The sequence below is a fragment of the Candidatus Pantoea rara genome (assembly GCF_051136265.1).
GTDB lineage: Bacteria > Pseudomonadota > Gammaproteobacteria > Enterobacterales > Enterobacteriaceae > Pantoea > Pantoea rara.
In genome coordinates this window covers 961,609-981,925 of record NZ_CP194942.1, presented here as the reverse complement: position 1 = coordinate 981,925, position 20,317 = coordinate 961,609, and the positions used below count along the sequence as shown (strand labels likewise).

Annotated in this window: 15 protein-coding genes, 2 tRNA genes, 3 rRNA genes and 1 other annotated feature; of the genes, 5 read left to right on the top strand and 15 right to left on the bottom strand. The window is 50.8% G+C overall.

The window, feature by feature from the left end; all coding sequences use genetic code 11:
- Window positions 1–56: 56 nt before the first annotated feature.
- The 9 genes from ACR8BF_RS04825 to rluD form a co-directional block, all read right to left on the bottom strand.
- Complete coding sequence (locus ACR8BF_RS04825) at window positions 57–1,343, bottom strand: MFS family transporter (RefSeq protein ID WP_179894975.1); 1,287 nt, start codon at window positions 1,341–1,343, stop codon at window positions 57–59.
- Window positions 1,344–1,620: 277 nt separating this feature from the next.
- Window positions 1,621–1,736 (bottom strand): 5S ribosomal RNA (rrf, locus tag ACR8BF_RS04820).
- Window positions 1,737–1,828: 92 nt separating this feature from the next.
- A 23S ribosomal RNA gene (locus ACR8BF_RS04815) occupies window positions 1,829–4,737 on the bottom strand.
- 208 nt (window positions 4,738–4,945) lie between these two features.
- Window positions 4,946–5,021, bottom strand: a tRNA-Ala gene (locus ACR8BF_RS04810).
- Window positions 5,022–5,163: 142 nt separating this feature from the next.
- A tRNA-Ile gene (locus ACR8BF_RS04805) sits at window positions 5,164–5,240 on the bottom strand.
- A 73-nt stretch (window positions 5,241–5,313) separates the two neighbouring features.
- A 16S ribosomal RNA gene (locus ACR8BF_RS04800) occupies window positions 5,314–6,854 on the bottom strand.
- The 16S, 23S and 5S rRNA genes sit together here with 2 tRNA genes alongside, the layout of an rRNA operon.
- Window positions 6,855–7,328: 474 nt before the next feature.
- The gene (gene clpB / locus ACR8BF_RS04795) at window positions 7,329–9,914 is read right to left on the bottom strand and encodes an ATP-dependent chaperone ClpB (protein WP_179898395.1); all 2,586 of its coding nucleotides are present in this window, start codon (window positions 9,912–9,914) and stop codon (window positions 7,329–7,331) included.
- A 113-nt stretch (window positions 9,915–10,027) separates the two neighbouring features.
- Complete coding sequence (gene yfiH / locus ACR8BF_RS04790) at window positions 10,028–10,756, bottom strand: purine nucleoside phosphorylase YfiH (RefSeq protein ID WP_434745641.1); 729 nt, start codon at window positions 10,754–10,756, stop codon at window positions 10,028–10,030.
- Entirely contained in the window at window positions 10,756–11,733 is a 978-nt protein-coding gene (gene rluD / locus ACR8BF_RS04785; RefSeq protein ID WP_434745640.1) for a 23S rRNA pseudouridine(1911/1915/1917) synthase RluD, read from the bottom strand. The genes yfiH and rluD overlap by 1 nt, the downstream gene beginning before the upstream one ends.
- Window positions 11,734–11,862: 129 nt before the next feature.
- On the opposite strand from rluD, the gene bamD reads away from it, so the two are divergent.
- From bamD to pheA, 4 genes are all read left to right on the top strand, one after another.
- Complete coding sequence (bamD, locus tag ACR8BF_RS04780; protein WP_090965572.1) at window positions 11,863–12,594, top strand: outer membrane protein assembly factor BamD; 732 nt, start codon at window positions 11,863–11,865, stop codon at window positions 12,592–12,594.
- 281 nt (window positions 12,595–12,875) lie between these two features.
- The gene (gene raiA / locus ACR8BF_RS04775; RefSeq protein WP_003849030.1) at window positions 12,876–13,211 is read left to right on the top strand and encodes a ribosome-associated translation inhibitor RaiA; all 336 of its coding nucleotides are present in this window, start codon (window positions 12,876–12,878) and stop codon (window positions 13,209–13,211) included.
- Between the two features lie 88 nt (window positions 13,212–13,299).
- Window positions 13,300–13,424, top strand: a sequence feature (Phe leader region).
- Window positions 13,301–13,348 carry a pheA operon leader peptide PheL gene (gene pheL / locus ACR8BF_RS04770; RefSeq protein ID WP_187507180.1) on the top strand — a complete coding sequence of 16 codons (48 nt, stop codon included), beginning with the start codon at window positions 13,301–13,303 and terminating at the stop codon, window positions 13,346–13,348. It overlaps the preceding feature by 48 nt.
- 22 nt (window positions 13,425–13,446) lie before the next feature.
- A complete protein-coding gene (pheA, locus tag ACR8BF_RS04765; protein ID WP_434745639.1) occupies window positions 13,447–14,622 on the top strand; it encodes a bifunctional chorismate mutase/prephenate dehydratase in 1,176 nt (391 codons plus the stop codon).
- A gap of 32 nt (window positions 14,623–14,654) precedes the next feature.
- On the opposite strand, the gene tyrA is transcribed toward pheA, so the two are convergent.
- A complete protein-coding gene (gene tyrA, locus ACR8BF_RS04760; protein ID WP_434745638.1) occupies window positions 14,655–15,776 on the bottom strand; it encodes a bifunctional chorismate mutase/prephenate dehydrogenase in 1,122 nt (373 codons plus the stop codon).
- A 5-nt stretch (window positions 15,777–15,781) separates the two neighbouring features.
- A complete protein-coding gene (locus ACR8BF_RS04755; protein WP_179898400.1) occupies window positions 15,782–16,861 on the bottom strand; it encodes a 3-deoxy-7-phosphoheptulonate synthase in 1,080 nt (359 codons plus the stop codon).
- 287 nt (window positions 16,862–17,148) lie between these two features.
- Between ACR8BF_RS04755 and ACR8BF_RS04750 the strand changes: the two genes are divergently transcribed.
- Window positions 17,149–17,685, top strand: a complete 537-nt coding sequence (locus ACR8BF_RS04750; RefSeq protein WP_434745637.1) for a GNAT family N-acetyltransferase — start codon at window positions 17,149–17,151, stop codon at window positions 17,683–17,685.
- A gap of 299 nt (window positions 17,686–17,984) precedes the next feature.
- Here the strand turns inward: ACR8BF_RS04750 and ACR8BF_RS04745 are convergent, their stop codons facing one another.
- From ACR8BF_RS04745 to ACR8BF_RS04730, 4 genes are all read right to left on the bottom strand, one after another.
- Complete coding sequence (locus ACR8BF_RS04745; protein WP_313700866.1) at window positions 17,985–18,761, bottom strand: hypothetical protein; 777 nt, start codon at window positions 18,759–18,761, stop codon at window positions 17,985–17,987.
- The gene (locus tag ACR8BF_RS04740) at window positions 18,742–19,107 is read right to left on the bottom strand and encodes a tyrosine-type recombinase/integrase (protein WP_313700868.1); all 366 of its coding nucleotides are present in this window, start codon (window positions 19,105–19,107) and stop codon (window positions 18,742–18,744) included. Before ACR8BF_RS04740 ends, ACR8BF_RS04745 begins: the two co-directional genes overlap by 20 nt.
- A gap of 624 nt (window positions 19,108–19,731) precedes the next feature.
- Window positions 19,732–20,040 carry a hypothetical protein gene (locus ACR8BF_RS04735; RefSeq protein ID WP_434745636.1) on the bottom strand — a complete coding sequence of 103 codons (309 nt, stop codon included), beginning with the start codon at window positions 20,038–20,040 and terminating at the stop codon, window positions 19,732–19,734.
- 78 nt (window positions 20,041–20,118) lie between these two features.
- On the bottom strand, window positions 20,119–20,250 hold the full coding sequence (locus ACR8BF_RS04730; protein ID WP_434745916.1) for a TIR domain-containing protein: 132 nt from the start codon (window positions 20,248–20,250) through the stop codon (window positions 20,119–20,121).
- Window positions 20,251–20,317 lie beyond the last annotated feature (67 nt).

Sequence of the window (20,317 nt, the reverse complement as noted above, 5' to 3'; positions counted from 1 at the left end):
GGTGCCGCCGGTGCTGCCAGCGGCATTGCCCTGTTGAATTGGTGTCAGTCGCCCCGTTAAAGCTTAATACCCTTCCCTCGCTTATGCAGCAACAGCGACACCAGAAATGCCACCGCGCCCATTGCTGAGACATACCAGAAGAAGGAGGTCTCAATCCCCTGCTGCTTCATCAGCAACGCCACATACTCTGCCGACCCACCGAACAGCGCATTCGCTACCGCATACGAGAGCCCTACACCCAGTGCGCGCACCTGTGGTGGAAACATTTCGGCTTTAAGAATGCCGCTGATGGCGGTGTAGAAACTGGTAATCAGCAGTGCCAGCATAATCAACAGGAAAGCGACGCCAGGGCTTTGCACGTTTTGCAGCAGAGTCAGAATCGGTACCGTACAGATCGCTGCGCCTGCGCCAAAGATCATCATCGAAGTGCGACGACCGATTTTATCTGACAGAGCTCCGATAATTGGCTGAATCAGCATAAAGACCAGCAGCACACCGGTCATCAGCCCGCTGGCTGTTTTAGGATCCATACCCGACGTGTTAACCAGATACTTTTGCATGTAGGTGGTGAAAGTGTAAAAACTCAGGGAGCCGCCCGCGGTGAAACCCAGCACCATCAGGAAGGGACGAGTGTGATTGCGCAGTAACCCGATTACGCTTCCTGCGTCGCGGTGTTCACGGCTGGCCTTATCTGACGTTTCTTCCAGAGAGCGTCGTAGCCATAACGCGACAACGGCGAGCAGTGCGCCGAGGAAGAACGGAATGCGCCAGCCCCAGCTGCGCAGCTCTGCATCAGTGAGCAGAAATTGCAGGACCACCACAGTCAGTACCGCCGCTAACTGGCCACCAATCAGTGTGACATACTGGAATGAGGCGTAGAACCCTTTACGTCCTTCCAGAGCTACTTCGCTCATATAGGTTGCGCTGGTCCCATATTCCCCGCCCACCGATAATCCCTGAAACATACGTGCCAGCAGCAGAATAATGGGAGCCGCCACGCCGATGGTTGCATAACCGGGCAGGCAGGCGATCACCAGCGAACCAAAGCACATCATACAGACCGAAACCAGCATCGAATTTTTTCGGCCATGTTTGTCGCCGATATAGCCGAACAGCCAGCCGCCAATCGGACGCATCAGAAATCCTGCCGCAAATACACCTGCCGTCTGTAACAACTGCGTGGTGGTGTCGCCCTGCGGGAAGAAAATGTGTGCAAAGTAGAGCGAGAAGAATGAATAGACGTAGAAGTCAAACCACTCAACCAGGTTGCCCGAGGACGCGCCGACGATAGCCCAGATGCGTTTCTTTGTATCATCTGTTTGAGTTTTATTATTGGGTGTCATGCTTTACCTCTGTCCCTTGCCGATAAAGAGCGTTTAAAAGAGTGAGTAAAGCATTTAAGTCTACCAGAGGTAAAGGTGGGGTATTCCGGAATGATTATTGTGAACCATGTCGCTAATTATCGATAAATCAGCGGGTTGCTGGTGATTATCAGAGAAAACATGAGGTAACAGGGGCTACATGAAACGGGCTTAAAGGTCCCTATTCCAGCTTAAACTGACAGACTTCAGACGTAAAAAAGCCCCGCACTTCCGTGCGGGGCTTCTTCACTTATATAATGCCTGGCAGTTCCCTACTCTCGCATGGGGAGACCCCACACTACCATCGGCGCTACGGCGTTTCACTTCTGAGTTCGGCATGGGGTCAGGTGGGACCACCGCGCTAAAGCCGCCAGGCAAATTCTGTCTCCGCGCCGCCCGTTAAGGCCGCGCAGATTATCCGGTACAAGGCTGAAAATCGTGTCTCTCAAAAACGCCTCTGGCGTTGTAAGGTTAAGCCTCACGGGTCATTAGTACCGGTTAGCTCAACGCATCGCTGCGCTTACACACCCGGCCTATCAACGTCGTAGTCTTCAACGTCCCTTCAGGACTCTCAAGGAGTCAGGGAGAACTCATCTCGGGGCAAGTTTCGTGCTTAGATGCTTTCAGCACTTATCTTTTCCGCACTTAGCTACCGGGCAATGCCATTGGCATGACAACCCGAACACCAGTGGTGCGTTCACTCCGGTCCTCTCGTACTAGGAGCAACCCCCCTCAATTCTCCAGCGCCCACGGCAGATAGGGACCGAACTGTCTCACGACGTTCTAAACCCAGCTCGCGTACCACTTTAAACGGCGAACAGCCGTACCCTTGGGACCTACTTCAGCCCCAGGATGTGATGAGCCGACATCGAGGTGCCAAACACCGCCGTCGATATGAACTCTTGGGCGGTATCAGCCTGTTATCCCCGGAGTACCTTTTATCCGTTGAGCGATGGCCCTTCCATTCAGAACCACCGGATCACTATGACCTGCTTTCGCACCTGCTCGAGCCGTCACTCTCGCAGTCAAGCCAGCTTATGCCATTGCACTAACCTCACGATGTCCGACCGTGATTAGCTGACCTTCGTGCTCCTCCGTTACTCTTTAGGAGGAGACCGCCCCAGTCAAACTACCCACCAGACACTGTCCGCAGCCCGGGTAACGGGCCTACGTTAGAACATCAAACATTAAAGGGTGGTATTTCAAGGTTGGCTCCACGCGAACTGGCGTCCGCGCTTCAAAGCCTCCCACCTATCCTACACATCAAGGCTCAATGTTCAGTGTCAAGCTGTAGTAAAGGTTCACGGGGTCTTTCCGTCTTGCCGCGGGTACACTGCATCTTCACAGCGAGTTCAATTTCACTGAGTCTCGGGTGGAGACAGCCTGGCCATCATTACGCCATTCGTGCAGGTCGGAACTTACCCGACAAGGAATTTCGCTACCTTAGGACCGTTATAGTTACGGCCGCCGTTTACCGGGGCTTCGATCAAGAGCTTCTCCTTGCGGATAACCCCATCAATTAACCTTCCGGCACCGGGCAGGCGTCACACCGTATACGTCCACTTTCGTGTTTGCACAGTGCTGTGTTTTTAATAAACAGTTGCAGCCAGCTGGTATCTTCGACTGGCTTCGGCTCGGGGAGCAGGTCCCTCCACCTACGCGCCAGCGTGCCTTCTCCCGAAGTTACGGCACCATTTTGCCTAGTTCCTTCACCCGAGTTCTCTCAAGCGCCTTGGTATTCTCTACCTGACCACCTGTGTCGGTTTGGGGTACGATTCTGTGTTACCTGATGCTTAGAGGCTTTTCCTGGAAGCTGGGCATTTATCACTTCAGCACCGTAGTGCCTCGTCGTCACGCCTCAGCGTTAATAAGGGACCGGATTTACCTGGACCCTCCGCCTACACGCTTAAACCGGGACAACCGTCGCCCGGCCGATATAGCCTTCTCCGTCCCCCCTTCGCAGTAACACCGAGTACAGGAATATTAACCTGTTTCCCATCGACTACGCCTTTCGGCCTCGCCTTAGGGGTCGACTCACCCTGCTCCGATTAACGTTGAACAGGAACCCTTGGTCTTCCGGCGAGCGGGCTTTTCACCCGCTTTATCGTTACTTATGTCAGCATTCGCACTTCTGATACCTCCAGCAGCCCTCACAGGCCACCTTCGACGGCTTACAGAACGCTCCCCTACCCAACAACACATAGTGTCGCTGCCGCAGCTTCGGTGCATGGTTTAGCCCCGTTACATCTTCCGCGCAGGCCGACTCGACCAGTGAGCTATTACGCTTTCTTTAAATGATGGCTGCTTCTAAGCCAACATCCTGGCTGTCTGTGCCTTCCCACATCGTTTCCCACTTAACCATGACTTTGGGACCTTAGCTGGCGGTCTGGGTTGTTTCCCTCTTCACGACGGACGTTAGCACCCGCCGTGTGTCTCCCGTGATAACATTCTCCGGTATTCGCAGTTTGCATCGGGTTGGTAAGCCGGGATGGCCCCCTAGCCGAAACAGTGCTCTACCCCCGAAGATGAGTTCACGAGGCGCTACCTAAATAGCTTTCGGGGAGAACCAGCTATCTCCCGGTTTGATTGGCCTTTCACCCCCAGCCACAGGTCATCCGCTAATTTTTCAACATTAGTCGGTTCGGTCCTCCAGTTAGTGTTACCCAACCTTCAACCTGCCCATGGCTAGATCACCGGGTTTCGGGTCTATACCCTGCAACTTAACGCCCAGTTAAGACTCGGTTTCCCTGCGGCTCCCCTATACGGTTAACCTTGCTACAGAATATAAGTCGCTGACCCATTATACAAAAGGTACGCAGTCACCCTGATAAATCAAGGCTCCCACTGCTTGTACGTACACGGTTTCAGGTTCTGTTTCACTCCCCTCGCCGGGGTTCTTTTCGCCTTTCCCTCACGGTACTGGTTCACTATCGGTCAGTCAGGAGTATTTAGCCTTGGAGGATGGTCCCCCCATATTCAGACAGGATACCACGTGTCCCGCCTTACTCATCGAGCTCACAGCGCGTGTGCTTTTGTGTACGGGAGTATCACCCTGTACCCTGCGACTTTCCAGACGCTTCCACTAACACACATGCTGATTCAGGCTCTGGGCTGCTCCCCGTTCGCTCGCCGCTACTGGGGGAATCTCGGTTGATTTCTTTTCCTCGGGGTACTTAGATGTTTCAGTTCCCCCGGTTCGCCTTGCAGCACTATGTATTCATGCTGCAATGATGCACAGAGTGCACCGGGTTTCCCCATTCGGACATCGACGGCTGTAGCGGTTCATATCACCTTACCGTCGCTTTACGCAGATTAGCACGTCCTTCATCGCCTCTGACTGCCTGGGCATCCACCGTGTACGCTTAGTCGCTTAACCTCACAACCCACAGGCGTTTTACAACGCTTGCAAGTCACGAGCATTTGAGAGACTCGAACGCATCGTGCTTTTCATTCTTATTACGGAGAATGAAAACGACGCGTCGTTTCAATTTTCAGCTTGTTCCGGATTGTTAAAGAGCATAATACTTCGCAGCGCACCGTTGCCGGTACGCTCTGAAGTATTCAGAAAAAACAGATTAACGGTATGGTGGAGCTAAGCGGGATCGAACCGCTGACCTCCTGCGTGCAAGGCAGGCGCTCTCCCAGCTGAGCTATAGCCCCATACAGTTACTGCAGAGACCACTACTACCACTCAACCGAGTACACTTCGTGAGAAATGCAATTCGTGCTCAGGCAAGGCATGTTTCCGCGAAGCATAGTGAACTATGCGAGCCGGGAACATAACGCAGCGTGAGTGCGAATTTGGTAGGCCTGAGTGGACTTGAACCACCGACCTCACCCTTATCAGGGGTGCGCTCTAACCACCTGAGCTACAAGCCTGTAGAGGTTTTTTCTGCTCGTTACTTTTTATCAGACAATCTGTGTGGACACTGCGCGGGAAGGTATCTTCAGGTAAGGAGGTGATCCAACCGCAGGTTCCCCTACGGTTACCTTGTTACGACTTCACCCCAGTCATGAATCACAAAGTGGTAAGCGCCCTCCCGAAGGTTAAGCTACCTACTTCTTTTGCAACCCACTCCCATGGTGTGACGGGCGGTGTGTACAAGGCCCGGGAACGTATTCACCGTGGCATTCTGATCCACGATTACTAGCGATTCCGACTTCACGGAGTCGAGTTGCAGACTCCGATCCGGACTACGACGCACTTTGTGAGGTCCGCTTGCTCTCGCGAGGTCGCTTCTCTTTGTATGCGCCATTGTAGCACGTGTGTAGCCCTACTCGTAAGGGCCATGATGACTTGACGTCATCCCCACCTTCCTCCGGTTTATCACCGGCAGTCTCCTTTGAGTTCCCGACATTACTCGCTGGCAACAAAGGATAAGGGTTGCGCTCGTTGCGGGACTTAACCCAACATTTCACAACACGAGCTGACGACAGCCATGCAGCACCTGTCTCACGGTTCCCGAAGGCACTAAGGCATCTCTGCCAAATTCCGTGGATGTCAAGAGTAGGTAAGGTTCTTCGCGTTGCATCGAATTAAACCACATGCTCCACCGCTTGTGCGGGCCCCCGTCAATTCATTTGAGTTTTAACCTTGCGGCCGTACTCCCCAGGCGGTCGACTTAACGCGTTAGCTCCGGAAGCCACTCCTCAAGGGAACAACCTCCAAGTCGACATCGTTTACGGCGTGGACTACCAGGGTATCTAATCCTGTTTGCTCCCCACGCTTTCGCACCTGAGCGTCAGTCTTTGTCCAGGGGGCCGCCTTCGCCACCGGTATTCCTCCAGATCTCTACGCATTTCACCGCTACACCTGGAATTCTACCCCCCTCTACAAGACTCAAGCCTGCCAGTTTCAAATGCAGTTCCCAGGTTAAGCCCGGGGATTTCACATCTGACTTAACAGACCGCCTGCGTGCGCTTTACGCCCAGTAATTCCGATTAACGCTTGCACCCTCCGTATTACCGCGGCTGCTGGCACGGAGTTAGCCGGTGCTTCTTCTGCGGGTAACGTCAATCGACGCGGTTATTAACCGCATCGCCTTCCTCCCCGCTGAAAGTACTTTACAACCCGAAGGCCTTCTTCATACACGCGGCATGGCTGCATCAGGCTTGCGCCCATTGTGCAATATTCCCCACTGCTGCCTCCCGTAGGAGTCTGGACCGTGTCTCAGTTCCAGTGTGGCTGGTCATCCTCTCAGACCAGCTAGGGATCGTCGCCTAGGTGGGCCATTACCCCGCCTACTAGCTAATCCCATCTGGGTTCATCCGATAGTGAGAGGCCCGAAGGTCCCCCTCTTTGGTCTTGCGACGTTATGCGGTATTAGCCACCGTTTCCAGTGGTTATCCCCCTCTATCGGGCAGATCCCCAGACATTACTCACCCGTCCGCCACTCGTCACCCAAGAGCAAGCTCTCTGTGCTACCGTCCGACTTGCATGTGTTAGGCCTGCCGCCAGCGTTCAATCTGAGCCATGATCAAACTCTTCAATTTAAGTTTGATTTGCTTAAACAAGTTAAGCGGTGCTCATCTGTAAAACGTCATAATGAATTTCATTATGTGTTCACTCGTGAGGCTTGATATATTTTTTACGTCCGGAGACGCTGATATCAATCCTGCGAGTGCCCACACAGATTGTCTGATAAATTGTTAAAGAGCAGTGCGAACAGTGCGTTAGCGTCCTGTCGCGAGGTGGCGTATATTACGCTTTCCTCCTGCAGAGTCAACCTCTTTTTCAGAAGTTTTTCTCCGGCGGCGCAGTCTCCTGTGCCTCTCAGCCCGTTTCCCGTTGCCGGTGTTCCGTGTTGATGGAGGCGCATTATAGGGAACGGCTGAGAGAGCGCAAGTGCAAACTTCAACTTTTTTGCTGATCGTTCAATTTGCATTCAAAAGGAATAATAAATAAGCAAAACCGCCTCAAAAGGGCCAAAAAAAACGGGCCAGCGGCCCGTTTTTTGATTCCCACTATTACTGATGTGCAGTAATGACGTCGTTTTCCACATCCATTTCGATGGTTTTGCCCGGCACCAGCGACCCTGCGAGGATCTGCTGAGCCAGCGGGTTCTCGATCTGCTGCTGTATCGCACGTTTTAGCGGACGTGCACCGTAGACCGGGTCATACCCATTCTCGGCCAGCAGTTTGATTGCCTCATCAGAGATGTGCAGCTGATAGCCACGTTCATCCAGACGTTTGTACAACCGCTGCAGCTGAATCTGCGCAATAGACGCAATGTGTTTCTCAGCCAGCGGATGGAACACCACCACCTCATCAATACGGTTGACGAATTCAGGACGGAAATGCTGGCCGACCACACCCATCACAATATCTTTCATTTCCGGATAGCTGAGATTGCCGAACCGCTCCTGGATTAAATCTGATCCCAGGTTAGAGGTCATGATCACCACGCTGTTACGGAAATCGACTGTACGACCCTGCCCATCCGTCAGACGCCCATCATCCAGCACCTGCAGCAGAATGTTGAAGACATCAGGATGCGCCTTCTCGACTTCATCCAGCAGGATTACTGAATAGGGGCGACGGCGCACAGCTTCGGTCAGATAACCGCCTTCTTCATAGCCGACGTAGCCCGGAGGCGCGCCCACCAGCCTTGACACTGAGTGTTTTTCCATAAATTCGGACATGTCGATACGCACCATCGCATCGTCACTGTCGAACAGGAAGTTAGCCAGCGACTTACACAGTTCGGTCTTACCTACCCCGGTAGGTCCCAGGAACAGGAAAGAACCGATCGGCCGGTTGGGATCAGACAGACCTGCACGGCTTCGGCGGATAGCATTCGATACCGCTTCAACCGCTTCATCCTGTCCGATGACCCGGCCATGCAGATCCTGCTCCATGCGCAGCAACTTATCGCGTTCACCTTCCATCATTCTTGCCACCGGGATACCCGTCCAGCGAGCCAGCACATCGGCAATCTCCACATCCGTTACGCGGTTACGCAGTAACTTCATGGTTTTACCTTCCGCCTGAGTCGCTGCGGCTAACTGTTTTTCCAGTGCCGGAATTTTACCGTACTGCAGCTCTGACATCTGAGCGAGATCACCCTGGCGACGAGCCTGCTCTAAATTAAGACGCGCCTGCTCCAGTTCAGCTTTGATGTTCTGCGTGCCGGACAGTGAGGCTTTCTCAGTCTTCCACTCATCTTCCAGCTCGGCGTATTCACGCTCTTTCTGATTCAGCTCGGTTTCCAGCATCTCCAGACGCTTAATACTGGCATCGTCCGCCTCTTTCTTCAGCGCCTGCTGTTCCAGCTTCAGCTGAATGATACGGCGCTCCAGGCGATCCAGTGACTCCGGTTTTGAGTCCATCTGCATACGAATGCTTGATGCCGCCTCATCAATCAGGTCAATCGCTTTATCCGGCAACTGACGGTCAGCAATGTAACGATGAGACAGAGTCGCCGCCGCGACAATCGCCGGGTCAGTGATCTGCACATGGTGATGCAGTTCGTAACGCTCTTTCAGGCCTCGCAAAATGGCGATGGTGTCTTCCACACTCGGCTCAGCCACAAAAACTTTCTGGAAACGACGCTCCAGCGCGGCATCTTTTTCAATGTACTGACGGTACTCATCAAGTGTAGTGGCACCCACGCAGTGCAGTTCACCACGAGCCAGCGCAGGCTTAAGCATGTTACCGGCATCCATCGCACCGTCCGCTTTACCGGCACCTACCATAGTGTGCAGTTCGTCGATAAACAGGATGACGTTGCCTTCCTGTTTCGACAGGTCACTAAGCACACCTTTCAGACGCTCTTCGAACTCACCACGATATTTCGCCCCGGCCACCAGCGCCCCCATATCCAGCGCCAGTACCCGACGACCTTTCAGCCCTTCAGGCACTTCGCCGTTAATGATGCGCTGAGCCAGTCCTTCAACAATCGCGGTTTTACCCACACCAGGCTCACCTATCAGTACCGGATTATTTTTAGTACGGCGCTGCAGAACCTGGATGGTGCGGCGAATCTCTTCGTCACGGCCAATGACTGGATCGAGTTTGCCCTTCTCGGCACGCTCGGTCAGATCAATCGTGTATTTCTTTAATGCCTGGCGCTGATCTTCAGCCCCCTGATCGTTCACGTTGTCTCCTCCCCGCATCTGTTCAATCGCACCGGTGATTTTTTCGCGTGTTGCACCCGCTGCTTTGAGCAGATCGGCCAGTGAGCCACGAGATTCCAGGGCGGCCAGAACAAATAATTCTGATGAAATGAAGTTATCGTTGCGCTTCTGCGCCAGCTTGTCGCACAGGTTTAATACGCGGACGAGGTCAGATGAGGGTTGTACATCCCCTTCGCTGCCTTCAACTTGTGGCAGGCGATCAATTGCCTGCTCAACCTGAGCGCGAAAAGACGCTACATCGACACCGGCCGACGTCAGTAAAGGTGAAACCGATCCGCCTTCCTGTTTGAGCAACGCGCTCATCAGGTGCAGAGGTTCTATGAATTGATTGTCGTGTCCCAGAGCCAGGGACTGCGCGTCGGCGAGAGCCAGCTGAAATTTGTTAGTAAGACGATCCAGACGCATAATTCCTCCCATTACAGGTCAAAATGCTACTGGAGATTAAATGAGGTCATCCCTCAAAATTTCAAGGTTAATGGCCTGAGATTTGAGTAAAAAACACGCTAACTGGACCGTCTTATGGCGTAAGGTTATAACAGCCAGATCAAAGTTGCCATACGCCCGGTGATCCCATCGCGGCGGAAGGAGAAGAAATCGTCGCGCTGCGTAAAGGTACAATGGCTGTCGGCGCTGATTGAATTCACGCCCGCTGCCTGCAGTCGCATACGCGCCAGCAGCCAGATATCAGCGTAAAAACGGTCGCCTGAAGGACGGAAAGCCTGCACGGCGCGGGGATCCTGCATCATAAAGGCCTGACGCACTTCTGCACCGACCTCAAACGCATCCGGTCCAATCGCCGGTCCCAGCCAGGCATGAATCTGCTCAGGTGGCGAGCGAAACTGCGCCAGCGTCTTTTCCAGCACACCCGCACAAAGTCCGCGCCAGCCTGCATGTGCCGCCGCCACCTCCGTCCCATCCTGTGAACAGAACAGAACCGGCAGACAGTCAGCGGTCATGATGGCGCAGACGACGCCAGGCTGATCGGTAATACAGGCATCAGCACGTAATGGCGTACTTTCTCCCGCTGTCAGACGCACCACTTCAGTACCATGAACCTGCTCCAGCCACTGCGGCATTGCAGGCAAACCCGCATCTTTTAACAGCAATTGCCGGTTACGCGCCACCGCATCCGGATTATCTCCCACATGTGCACCGAGATTCAGTGCATTCCAGGGCGATGTACTGACGCCGCCCTGCCGCTGCGTAGAGCAAGCCCGAACACGTGACGGAGCGGGCCATTGAGGAGTGATCAACTTCATCACCAATTCATCTGGTCTTTAAACTCTTCTGTGTCTGCTTTTAACGCCGCGATCAAATCAACCATGTCCTGCGGAAGCGCAGCATGGAATTCCATCTCAATACCGCTTATAGGATGATAGAGGCGCAACATCGTGGCGTGAAGCGCCTGACGATCAAAACCACGTAGCGTAGTAATGAATGCATCTGATGCTCCTTTTGGCGGACGCGGACGGCCACCGTAAAGCGGATCGCCCACCAGTGGATGGCTGATGTGAGACATATGCACACGGATCTGGTGCGTACGACCGGTTTCCAGACGCAGACGCAGACGGGTATGAGCCCGGAAGTGCTCCATGATGCGATAATGCGTCACCGCCGGTTTACCCATGGGGTGTACCGCCATGTGGGTGCGTTTGGTTGAGTGACGGCTGATAGGCTGCTCAACAGTGCCGCCCGCAGTCATATTTCCAATCGCAACGGCTTCGTATTCACGGGTGATTTCGCGACGTTGCAGCGAGTCCACCAGATGCGTCTGAGCCGGAACGGTTTTCGCGACCACCATTAAACCGGTAGTGTCTTTATCCAGGCGGTGTACGATGCCCGCGCGTGGCACATCCATGATCGCAGGAAAGTGATGAAGTAAGGCGTTTAATACCGTGCCATCCGGATTACCGGCGCCAGGGTGAACCACGAAGTCGCGTGGTTTGTTGATGACAATAATGTCTTCATCTTCATAAACGATGTCGAGTGGCAGATCCTGCGGTTCCCAGCGCTGTGCCTCTTCGATCTCAGCGTCAATCGTGACCAGCTCGCCGCCCAGCACTTTTTCTTTGGGTGTATCGACCATGACGCCGTTTACAGTAACGCGACGGTCAAGGATCCACTCTTTTATGCGAGAACGTGAATAATCAGGGAACAATTCCGCCAAAGTCTGATCTAAGCGTTGTCCGAGTTGTGATTCGGATACCGTTGCGGTGAGTTGAACTTGTTGTGCCATATACAGCTTCTTCGTTAACGTTGGGTTTTCACGGCGATGCCGTTTAATATAATGTGCTATCGTACCTGGTCATTAACGGGAGCTATACGGACAGCTTCCGCCATAACATTTGAGGATAATCACTTCGTCATGACGCGTATGAAACATCTGGTGGCTGCTGCCACACTGAGCCTGGCACTTGTTGGTTGTTCCGGCTCAAATGACGCGGTACCGGACAACCCGCCTTCTGAAATCTATGCTACAGCGCAGCAAAAGCTGCAGGACGGTAACTTTAAAGCCGCGATTAAGCAACTGGAAGCGCTGGATAATCGTTATCCGTTCGGTCCTTATTCGCAGCAGGTGCAGCTGGATTTAATCTACGCGTACTATAAAAATGCCGATCTGCCCCTGGCGCAGGCCGCCATTGCCCGCTTTATGCGTCTGAACCCTACGCATCCGAACATTGACTATGTCATCTATATGAAAGGTCTGACGGATATGGCGCTGGATGACTCCGCGCTGCAGGGCTTCTTTGGTATCGATCGTTCTGACCGCGATCCGACGCACGCTCGTGATGCTTTCCGCGACTTCTCCCAGCTGCTGCGTAATTACCCAAACAGCCAGTATGCGGCTGATGCTCAGAAACGTCTGGTCTATCTGAAAGACCGTCTGGCTAAATATGAGCTGTCAGTGGCGCAATTCTATACTAAGCGTGAGGCTTATGTCGCGGTTGTTAACCGTGTCGAAGGTATGATGCGCGATTATCCGGATACGCAGGCGACACACGATGCCCTGCCGCTGATGGAAAATGCCTACCGTAATCTGCAACTGAACGCAGAAGCCGATAAAGTGGCGAAAATCATTGCAGCAAACAAAAGCTGATAGCCCGAGAGATTTGAGCCATAAAAAAAAGCAGCCTGCGATGGCTGCTTTTTTTTGCTCAAAGAACAGTCAGAAGTGGATCTGATGCCAGCGAGCTAACTCATCAAGCATGCCGTGTTAATCGTTTCGCTTCAAGCCATTTCAGACAGTTTCTCTGCCTTTCTCACAGAATGTTGTGACTGACAAAAAGTGACATTTTTTCGTGATAGAAATCTCACATTCAACGCTTTTTCGCGCTATGCTGAGAAGACCAAGACGGAAATGACAGAGAGGTAAGAACGATGATTCTGAACATTACCAGTAAACAAATGGACATCACCCCGGCAATCCGAAGCCATGTTGAAGACCGTCTCGCCAAACTCGAAAAATGGCAAACCGACCTTATTAATCCGCATATTGTCCTGTCTAAAGAGCCCAAAGAATTCGTGGCTGATGCCACTATTAATACACCGAACGGGACTCTGGTGGCCAGTGCCAAACATGATGATATGTATACCGCCATCAACGATTTGATTGCGAAGCTCGAGCGTCAGCTGAATAAAGTTCAGCATAAGTCTGAAGCGCGCCGTGCCAGTGCCAGCGTAAAAGACATTATCCCCGCCGACGAAGAGTCCTGATTTTCATAACGCGCCTCCGGGCGCGTTTTTTATTGACAGCTTTTAAGCAGTACGGTTACTCTCAAGTCACTCTCTTTACGGACGTTACCATGAAACTTGACCTGTTTTTCTTCGCTTTCTTTTTTACCTTCCCCTGAACGGGAGGCTATTCGTCGTGTGAAAATGAAAGCGAAGACGAACAACGAAGCCTCCCAACCGGGAGGCTTTTTTATTGGATAGCATACAGGTGAGCCCTATGAATCCCGACAATCCATTGCTGGCGCTACGCGATAAGATCAGCGCAGTGGATAACAAACTTCTGACGCTGCTGGCCGAGCGTCGTCTGCTGGCAGTGGAAGTCGCACAAGCAAAACTGGCAACGCATCGTCCGATTCGTGATGTGGAACGTGAACGCGCGCTGCTGGAGAATCTGATTGTGCTGGGAAAAGCGCACAAACTGGATGCGCACTTCATCACCCGCCTGTTTCAGCTGGTCATCGAAGATTCTGTGCTGACTCAGCAAGCGCTGCTACAGAAAAACCTTAACCATCCCCATGCACACGCCGCCCGTATCGCATTCCTCGGCCCGAAAGGCTCTTACTCACACCTTGCCGCACGCAACTACGCATCACGTCATTTTGATAGCATGGTGGAGTGTGGCTGCCTTAAGTTTCACGACATCATTAAGCAGGTCGAGAATGCCGTAGCGGATTACGCGGTGATGCCGATTGAGAACACAAGTTCTGGCTCGATCAACGATGTTTACGATCTGCTACAACAGACCAGCCTTTCCATCGTGGGCGAGCTGACCTTACCTATAGACCATTGCGTGCTGGTGAATGGCCCCACCGATTTGCAGCAGATTGAGACGGTATACAGCCATCCTCAGCCCTTCCAGCAGTGCAGTCAGTTCATTAACCGTTTCCCACACTGGAAAATCGAATACACCGAGAGTACTGCGGCTGCGATGGAGAAAGTGGCTGCGCTCAATTCGCCTAAGGTGGCGGCGCTGGGCAGTGAAGCCGGTGGCGAGCTCTATCAGCTGCAGGTGCTGGAGCGTAATCTGGCGAATCAGCAGCAAAACCACACCCGCTTTATCGTGCTGGCCCGCAAAGCCATCGAAGTTTCGGATCAGGTGCCAGCCAAAACCACGCTGATTATGGCGACCGGCCAGCAGGCGGGTGCGCTGGTCGACGCGCTGCTGGTTCTGCGTCAGCACAACCTGATTATGAGTAAGCTGGAGTCCCGCCCGATTAATGGCAATCCGTGGGAGGAGATGTTTTACATTGATGTGCAGGGCAATCTGCAATCAGAACGGATGCAGCAGGCTCTTCAGGAACTACAGACCATGACCCGCTCGCTGAAGGTGCTGGGCTGCTATCCCAGCGAGAATGTGGTACCCGCTGAACCTGGCGATGAAACTGCCGAATAGAAAAAAGGCATCCGCAAGGATGCCTTTTTCATTTATGGCCGGCTGTCATTAGCCGAACGCAACAGGCTACGACTTTCCACCAGGAAACGTTTCGCGTGATCGCCAAACCACTGTTCAACCCGGTTAAAGCTGGCAATAAATGCCTGCTTGTCACCCTGCTCAAGCAGCGCGATCGCTTCACCAAACCGCTGGTAATAGCGTTTGATTAGCGCCAGATTACTCTCTGACGACATGATGATATCCGCATAAAGTTGCGGGTCCTGAGCAAATAGTCGCCCTACCATCGCCAGCTCCAGCCTGTAAATCGGTGACGAGAGCGCCAGAAGCTGATCAAGATTGACGTTCTCTTCGGCTAAATGAAGGCCATAGGCAAAGGTGGCAAAATGACGTAGCGCCTGAATAAACGCCATATTCTGGTCATGCTCAACCGCGCTGATGCGATGCAGACGCGCCCCCCAGACCTGGATCTGCTCCAGGAACCACTGATAGGCTTCCGGCTGTCTTCCATCACACCAGACCACCACCTGTTTTGCCAGGCTACCGCTGTCCGGGCCAAACATCGGATGCAGACCCAGAACCGGACCGCTATGGGCGGCCAGCATTGCCTGCAGAGGCCGGTTTTTCACAGACGCCAGATCAACCAGAATACAATCTTCCGGCAGTGGTGGCAGTTGGGCAATAACCTGCTCAGTCAGGTGAATGGGTACGCTGATAATTACCATACCGGCATCGCTGAGCAGCGTTTCAGCCTGCGGCCAGTCCTCTTTATCCAGCGTTTTTACCGTATAGCCCGACAGGCCGAGCATTTTTTCAAAAAGTCGGCCCATCTGGCCCTTACCACCGACGATCACCACCGGCCGCAATTCAGGACAGAGGGTTTTAAAGCCTTTGTCATTCTCGCTGGTATAGGACTCACGCATCACGCGACGCAGTATATCTTCAATGAGATCCGGTGGTACACCGAGCGCCTCAGCCTCTTTGCGACGGGAAGCCAGCATTGATGCTTCACGCTCAGGCACATAGATAGGCAGACCGTAACGGCTCTTGACCTCCCCAACTTCCGCTACCAGCTCTAGTCGTTTAGCCAGCATATCCAGCAGCGCTTTATCAACACTGTCAATTTGATCGCGTAACGCGGTCAGTTCAGCCACCATTGCTCTTACACCTCTTGTGACAGACGCGCCGACAGCACTCCCTGCAGATTCTGATGCATCTCACGCAGCAACGTTTCGGTCACTTCCCAGCTGATACAGGCATCAGTGACGGAAACGCCATACTTCATTTCGCTGCGTGGCTGCTCAGAAGACTGGTTACCTTCATTGATATGGCTTTCCAGCATCAAACCAATGATTGAACGGTTTCCGTCTTTGATCTGCGCAATAGCGGATTCCGCTACGCCAGGCTGACGGCTGTAGTCTTTGTTCGAATTGCCATGGCTGCAATCTATCATTAAGGCTGGACGCAGTCCCGCCTTCAGCATCTCTTTTTCACACTGCGCAACATCCTCAGGACCGTAGTTGGGCGCTTTGCCGCCACGCAGAATTACGTGACCATCCGGATTGCCCTGAGTCTGCAGCAGACAGACCTGACCGGCCTGATTAATGCCGACAAAACGGTGCGGCATTGCAGCAGCACGCATGGCGTTAATTGCCGTTCCCAGGCTGCCATCGGTGCCATTTTTAAAGCCGACCGGCATCGACAGGCCCGAGGCCATTTCACGGTGGGTCTGAGATTCTGTCGTCCGTGCGCCAATGGCGGACCAGCTGAACAGGTCGCCCAGGTATTGGGGGCTATTCGGATCCAGCGCTTCAGTCGCCAGCGGCAGGCCCATTTCAACCAGGTTTACCAGCAGCTGGCGCGCAATGTGCAGACCCGCTTCCATATCAAACGAGTTATCCATGTAAGGATCGTTGATCAGCCCTTTCCAGCCGACGGTAGTACGAGGCTTTTCAAAATAGACGCGCATCACGATAAAGAGCTGATCTTTCAGCTGTTCGGAAAGGGTTTGCAGACGACGAGCATATTCCAGAGCCACTTCGGTATCGTGAATCGAACAGGGTCCGCATACCACCAGCAGACGCGGATCGCGGCCGGCAATAATGTCAGAGATGGTCTGGCGGGATGCCGCGACCTGAGCCTGCTGTTCAGTGGTCAGTGGGAACTTTGCTTTCAGCTCTTCAGGCGTGATTAATACCTGTTCACCGGCGATATGCACATTGTTCAGCGCGTCTTTTTGCATGATGGCGATCCTTTGGCTCGTATTGGCGGATAAGGGCTCCTCGTTGAGGAATGCAAATACTGTATCACAGGCAATACATAGTGCAATATTATATGTACACTTTTATTACCACCAATCAAAACCTGTAGCTTAATTCTTTAATAAATACATAAAAATCAAACATTTAAATTATAATGAATTTTAAAAACATCAATCAATATGTACATATATCTTTACATCAAGGTTTGTTGCGTTTCTGCCTTCTGCAGGCAAAATGAGGACATTGATTATTTTCATCCGGGTTCACCATGCACTCTTCCTCACCTGTCATTCATCTGCGACCTTTTGAACTTAGCGATATCCCCGGATTTACCGCTGCGGTTAATGCCTCTCTGGACAGCCTGATCCCGTGGATGGTCTGGGCACATCACGATTATCAGCCTCATGACGCCGAAAGCTGGATCCGCTTTACCCATTGGCAACGGATGAAAGAAGAAGCGGAAGAGTTTGCGATCGTTGATCAGCATGACCAGCTACTGGGTGGCGCAGGAATACGCTTTGCCCGTCATCCAGGCGATACCAGCGCTATTGGTTATTGGGTTCGCAGTGACGCCCAGGGTCAGGGGATCGCCAGCCGCGCGGTGACAAAGCTGCTACCGATGGGGTTTTCACGACATGACACCAGGGTGATTGAAATTCTTGCGGCTGAAGATAACCTGGCCAGTCGGAGAGTCGCTGAAAAGTGCGGTGGCCAGTTTATTGGCTGTCGCTATGGCCTGATCGTATTAGAAGCCGGGCCGGTTAATACGGCGATTTATCATTTTCAGCGGCCGGACGCCGGGTAATTTCTGCCATCTGGCTGCCATCAGGACAAAAAAAGGGTTGGCAGATGCCAACCCCTTGTTTGCTATTAACTTTTAGATGTTGCGTTAGCGATACCTTAGTTAAGACGGTTTTATTAAGTCGCCCAATACATCATGCACTTATCAATAAAAACAACTAGTTAAACTAGTATTCAATGCACCAAGTTGCAGTGTTATGAAATCTCTGCTGCCACTCTGTAACATGGCGTTTTATAAAGCTTGGCTCCCTAATTCGTCATCATGCATACCAAACAGCAACTGTTGTTCGGCGTTATTCGAAACTAACCTTTTATGCTTGGTGACATTGACGCTTCATACTCCTTCAATTCTATAAATTTTTTATTTAATGGAAAGTAATTCATAAAACCAAGTAGCAAAACAGTAAAAATAACAAATGAAAGCACCGAAATGCTCATGAATGCGGATCTCGCTTCTTTAGCAGATTCAACCTTAATATTTATTTTATCTTTCTCTTTACTTCCAATATGTAAAAAATAGTCACATATATTAGCATAGTTATCTCCTCCAGCCTTAACTTCACTTTTATTATTGCAATCGATGTATTTATTATTTTTCTCATCCAGTACTTCATTAGTATTTATATACATAAATGAACCATCATCAAAGTTATAATTTGCAAAGCCTGGTTTATAATTTGCAACCTGCCAGCCAGAAGCAAACGCAATAGCTAAAGAGGCGAAAGCAATAATTGCCACGCCAACGAAATCCCAAAAATTTATTTTTTTACCTACTGCACCAAAAAACCCCGCACCTAAAAATGCCACACCTTTAAATTTACCCTGGCGAATATTTCGCTGCATAAACAATGCATCTTCTATATTACTTACATTCACTCCACTAATAAACCTATAAAGTTGAAGGTCAAATAACTTATTGTTCTCTGCCTCAATACTTTTATCATCAAACTTTAACCTTATAATCTTTAGTGCAAATCTAAAAACGAAGGAAACCCCTCCCGTCCTGATTACAGCCAAAATAAATATAAATGCACCCAAAATCCATTTATAGTATTCTATATTAGAGCCATCTATTAACATGGTCATTCCTTTCATCAAAGTCTATTATTGAAGCTATAGGGTTGAACTGAGCAGCCTCTTCTAAATGGTCTGGAGCGAAGTTAGCATAACGCATAGTTTCACGAATATTGGCATGACCGAGAATGCGCTGCAATACCAAAATATTGCCCCCATTCATCATGAAGTGACTGGCGAAGGTATGGCGCAGTACATGCGTCTTTTGCCCTTCCGCCAATTCAATGTCGGTCAGGGCCAGCAGCTTTTTTAAATTCCTGATAGCAGGAGTTGAACATTTTACCCTGTAGTGGCGATAGTTCATATAGAGCCAACGTGGGATCGGATCGGATCTATTTTTACCGCCTTTCATTTTGGTAAAGGTCAACTTTTAAGGTGATAACTGAGAACGGATAAGCCTCTCCGCTTCACTCCATCTTGCGCCAGTTGTAAGGTATACCATAGTGATACACTTCAGATAAAATTTGCCGAAAGACTTGCACACCTTATGCAGTGCCTTAATCTAGCTATCAAGCAGTAAAGACATGTCCTACATTCAGAGACAGCAGCTAAGATATCAAATTAAGGCAGCATCTAATGTAGCATAGAAAATTCACACCCATTGTTAGTATATCAACAGTGATTATATTTTTTATTATGTGGGCTTTGCTAGCCCCATCATTAAGCTCTTCAAAACAGGATTAGTGATACATCCTGTCTTAATTGCATCAACAATAGCTAACAGTCTAACTCACACATCCTACTTATTCATCAAACGATAAACTAAAAAATGCTAACACCAAGCTAAAAATATATATCGTCAGAAAAATTTAAAGCAGCATCATTTTTGTTGATTTTTACATCCCTTATTAGTAATTCACCTTCCTGATTAAGTAACTTATCTATACCAGCATCAGTAATTCTGTAAGCTTAGTATTCATCCCCAGAGTTATTATCAACTTGTAGCGAACGTTCAATAAATGACATACGTTCCAGCTTAACTAATTGAATTGTTACCAACTGTTCTCCAATCTTTTTTTAAAGACCATACAATAGATGCAGATGATATACCATCAGGATACTTAGTGTGTGTTACAAGGTAAGCTGCCAGAACTTTAATAGACGCATAATTAAGTTCATAGCAATAAGGATTCACTATTAATTTATCATTCGTAGTTAAGGTGATACGATTTAACCGCCCCTGAGATTTCATCGCAGTATCCATTTTATGGCATGCAGGAAACAAAGCTGCATCGATATTCTTATCTGACCTTTGCGCATCGTATTCTGCCAGTGTCATACCCAATAAGTCGCTAGGTAGTTTTAATTCTTCTCCACGAGGCTTTACGATGAAAGAGCGTTTAACACCAATGGCACCAATAAACTAACCAAGCTCAAACAAGACATTATCGCGAACCACATGTTCTTGCTTGCCCCTTGATTCGATTAAATCATCAGGCTGAAACACGAAAACGGCGAAATGTGTCGTTGATGACTCTGTAACAAGCTCATTAATAGTTGTACTCGATAAGGAGAAACTGCCACTACTCCAAGGAGTTACTTAATATTCATGCTCTAGGTTT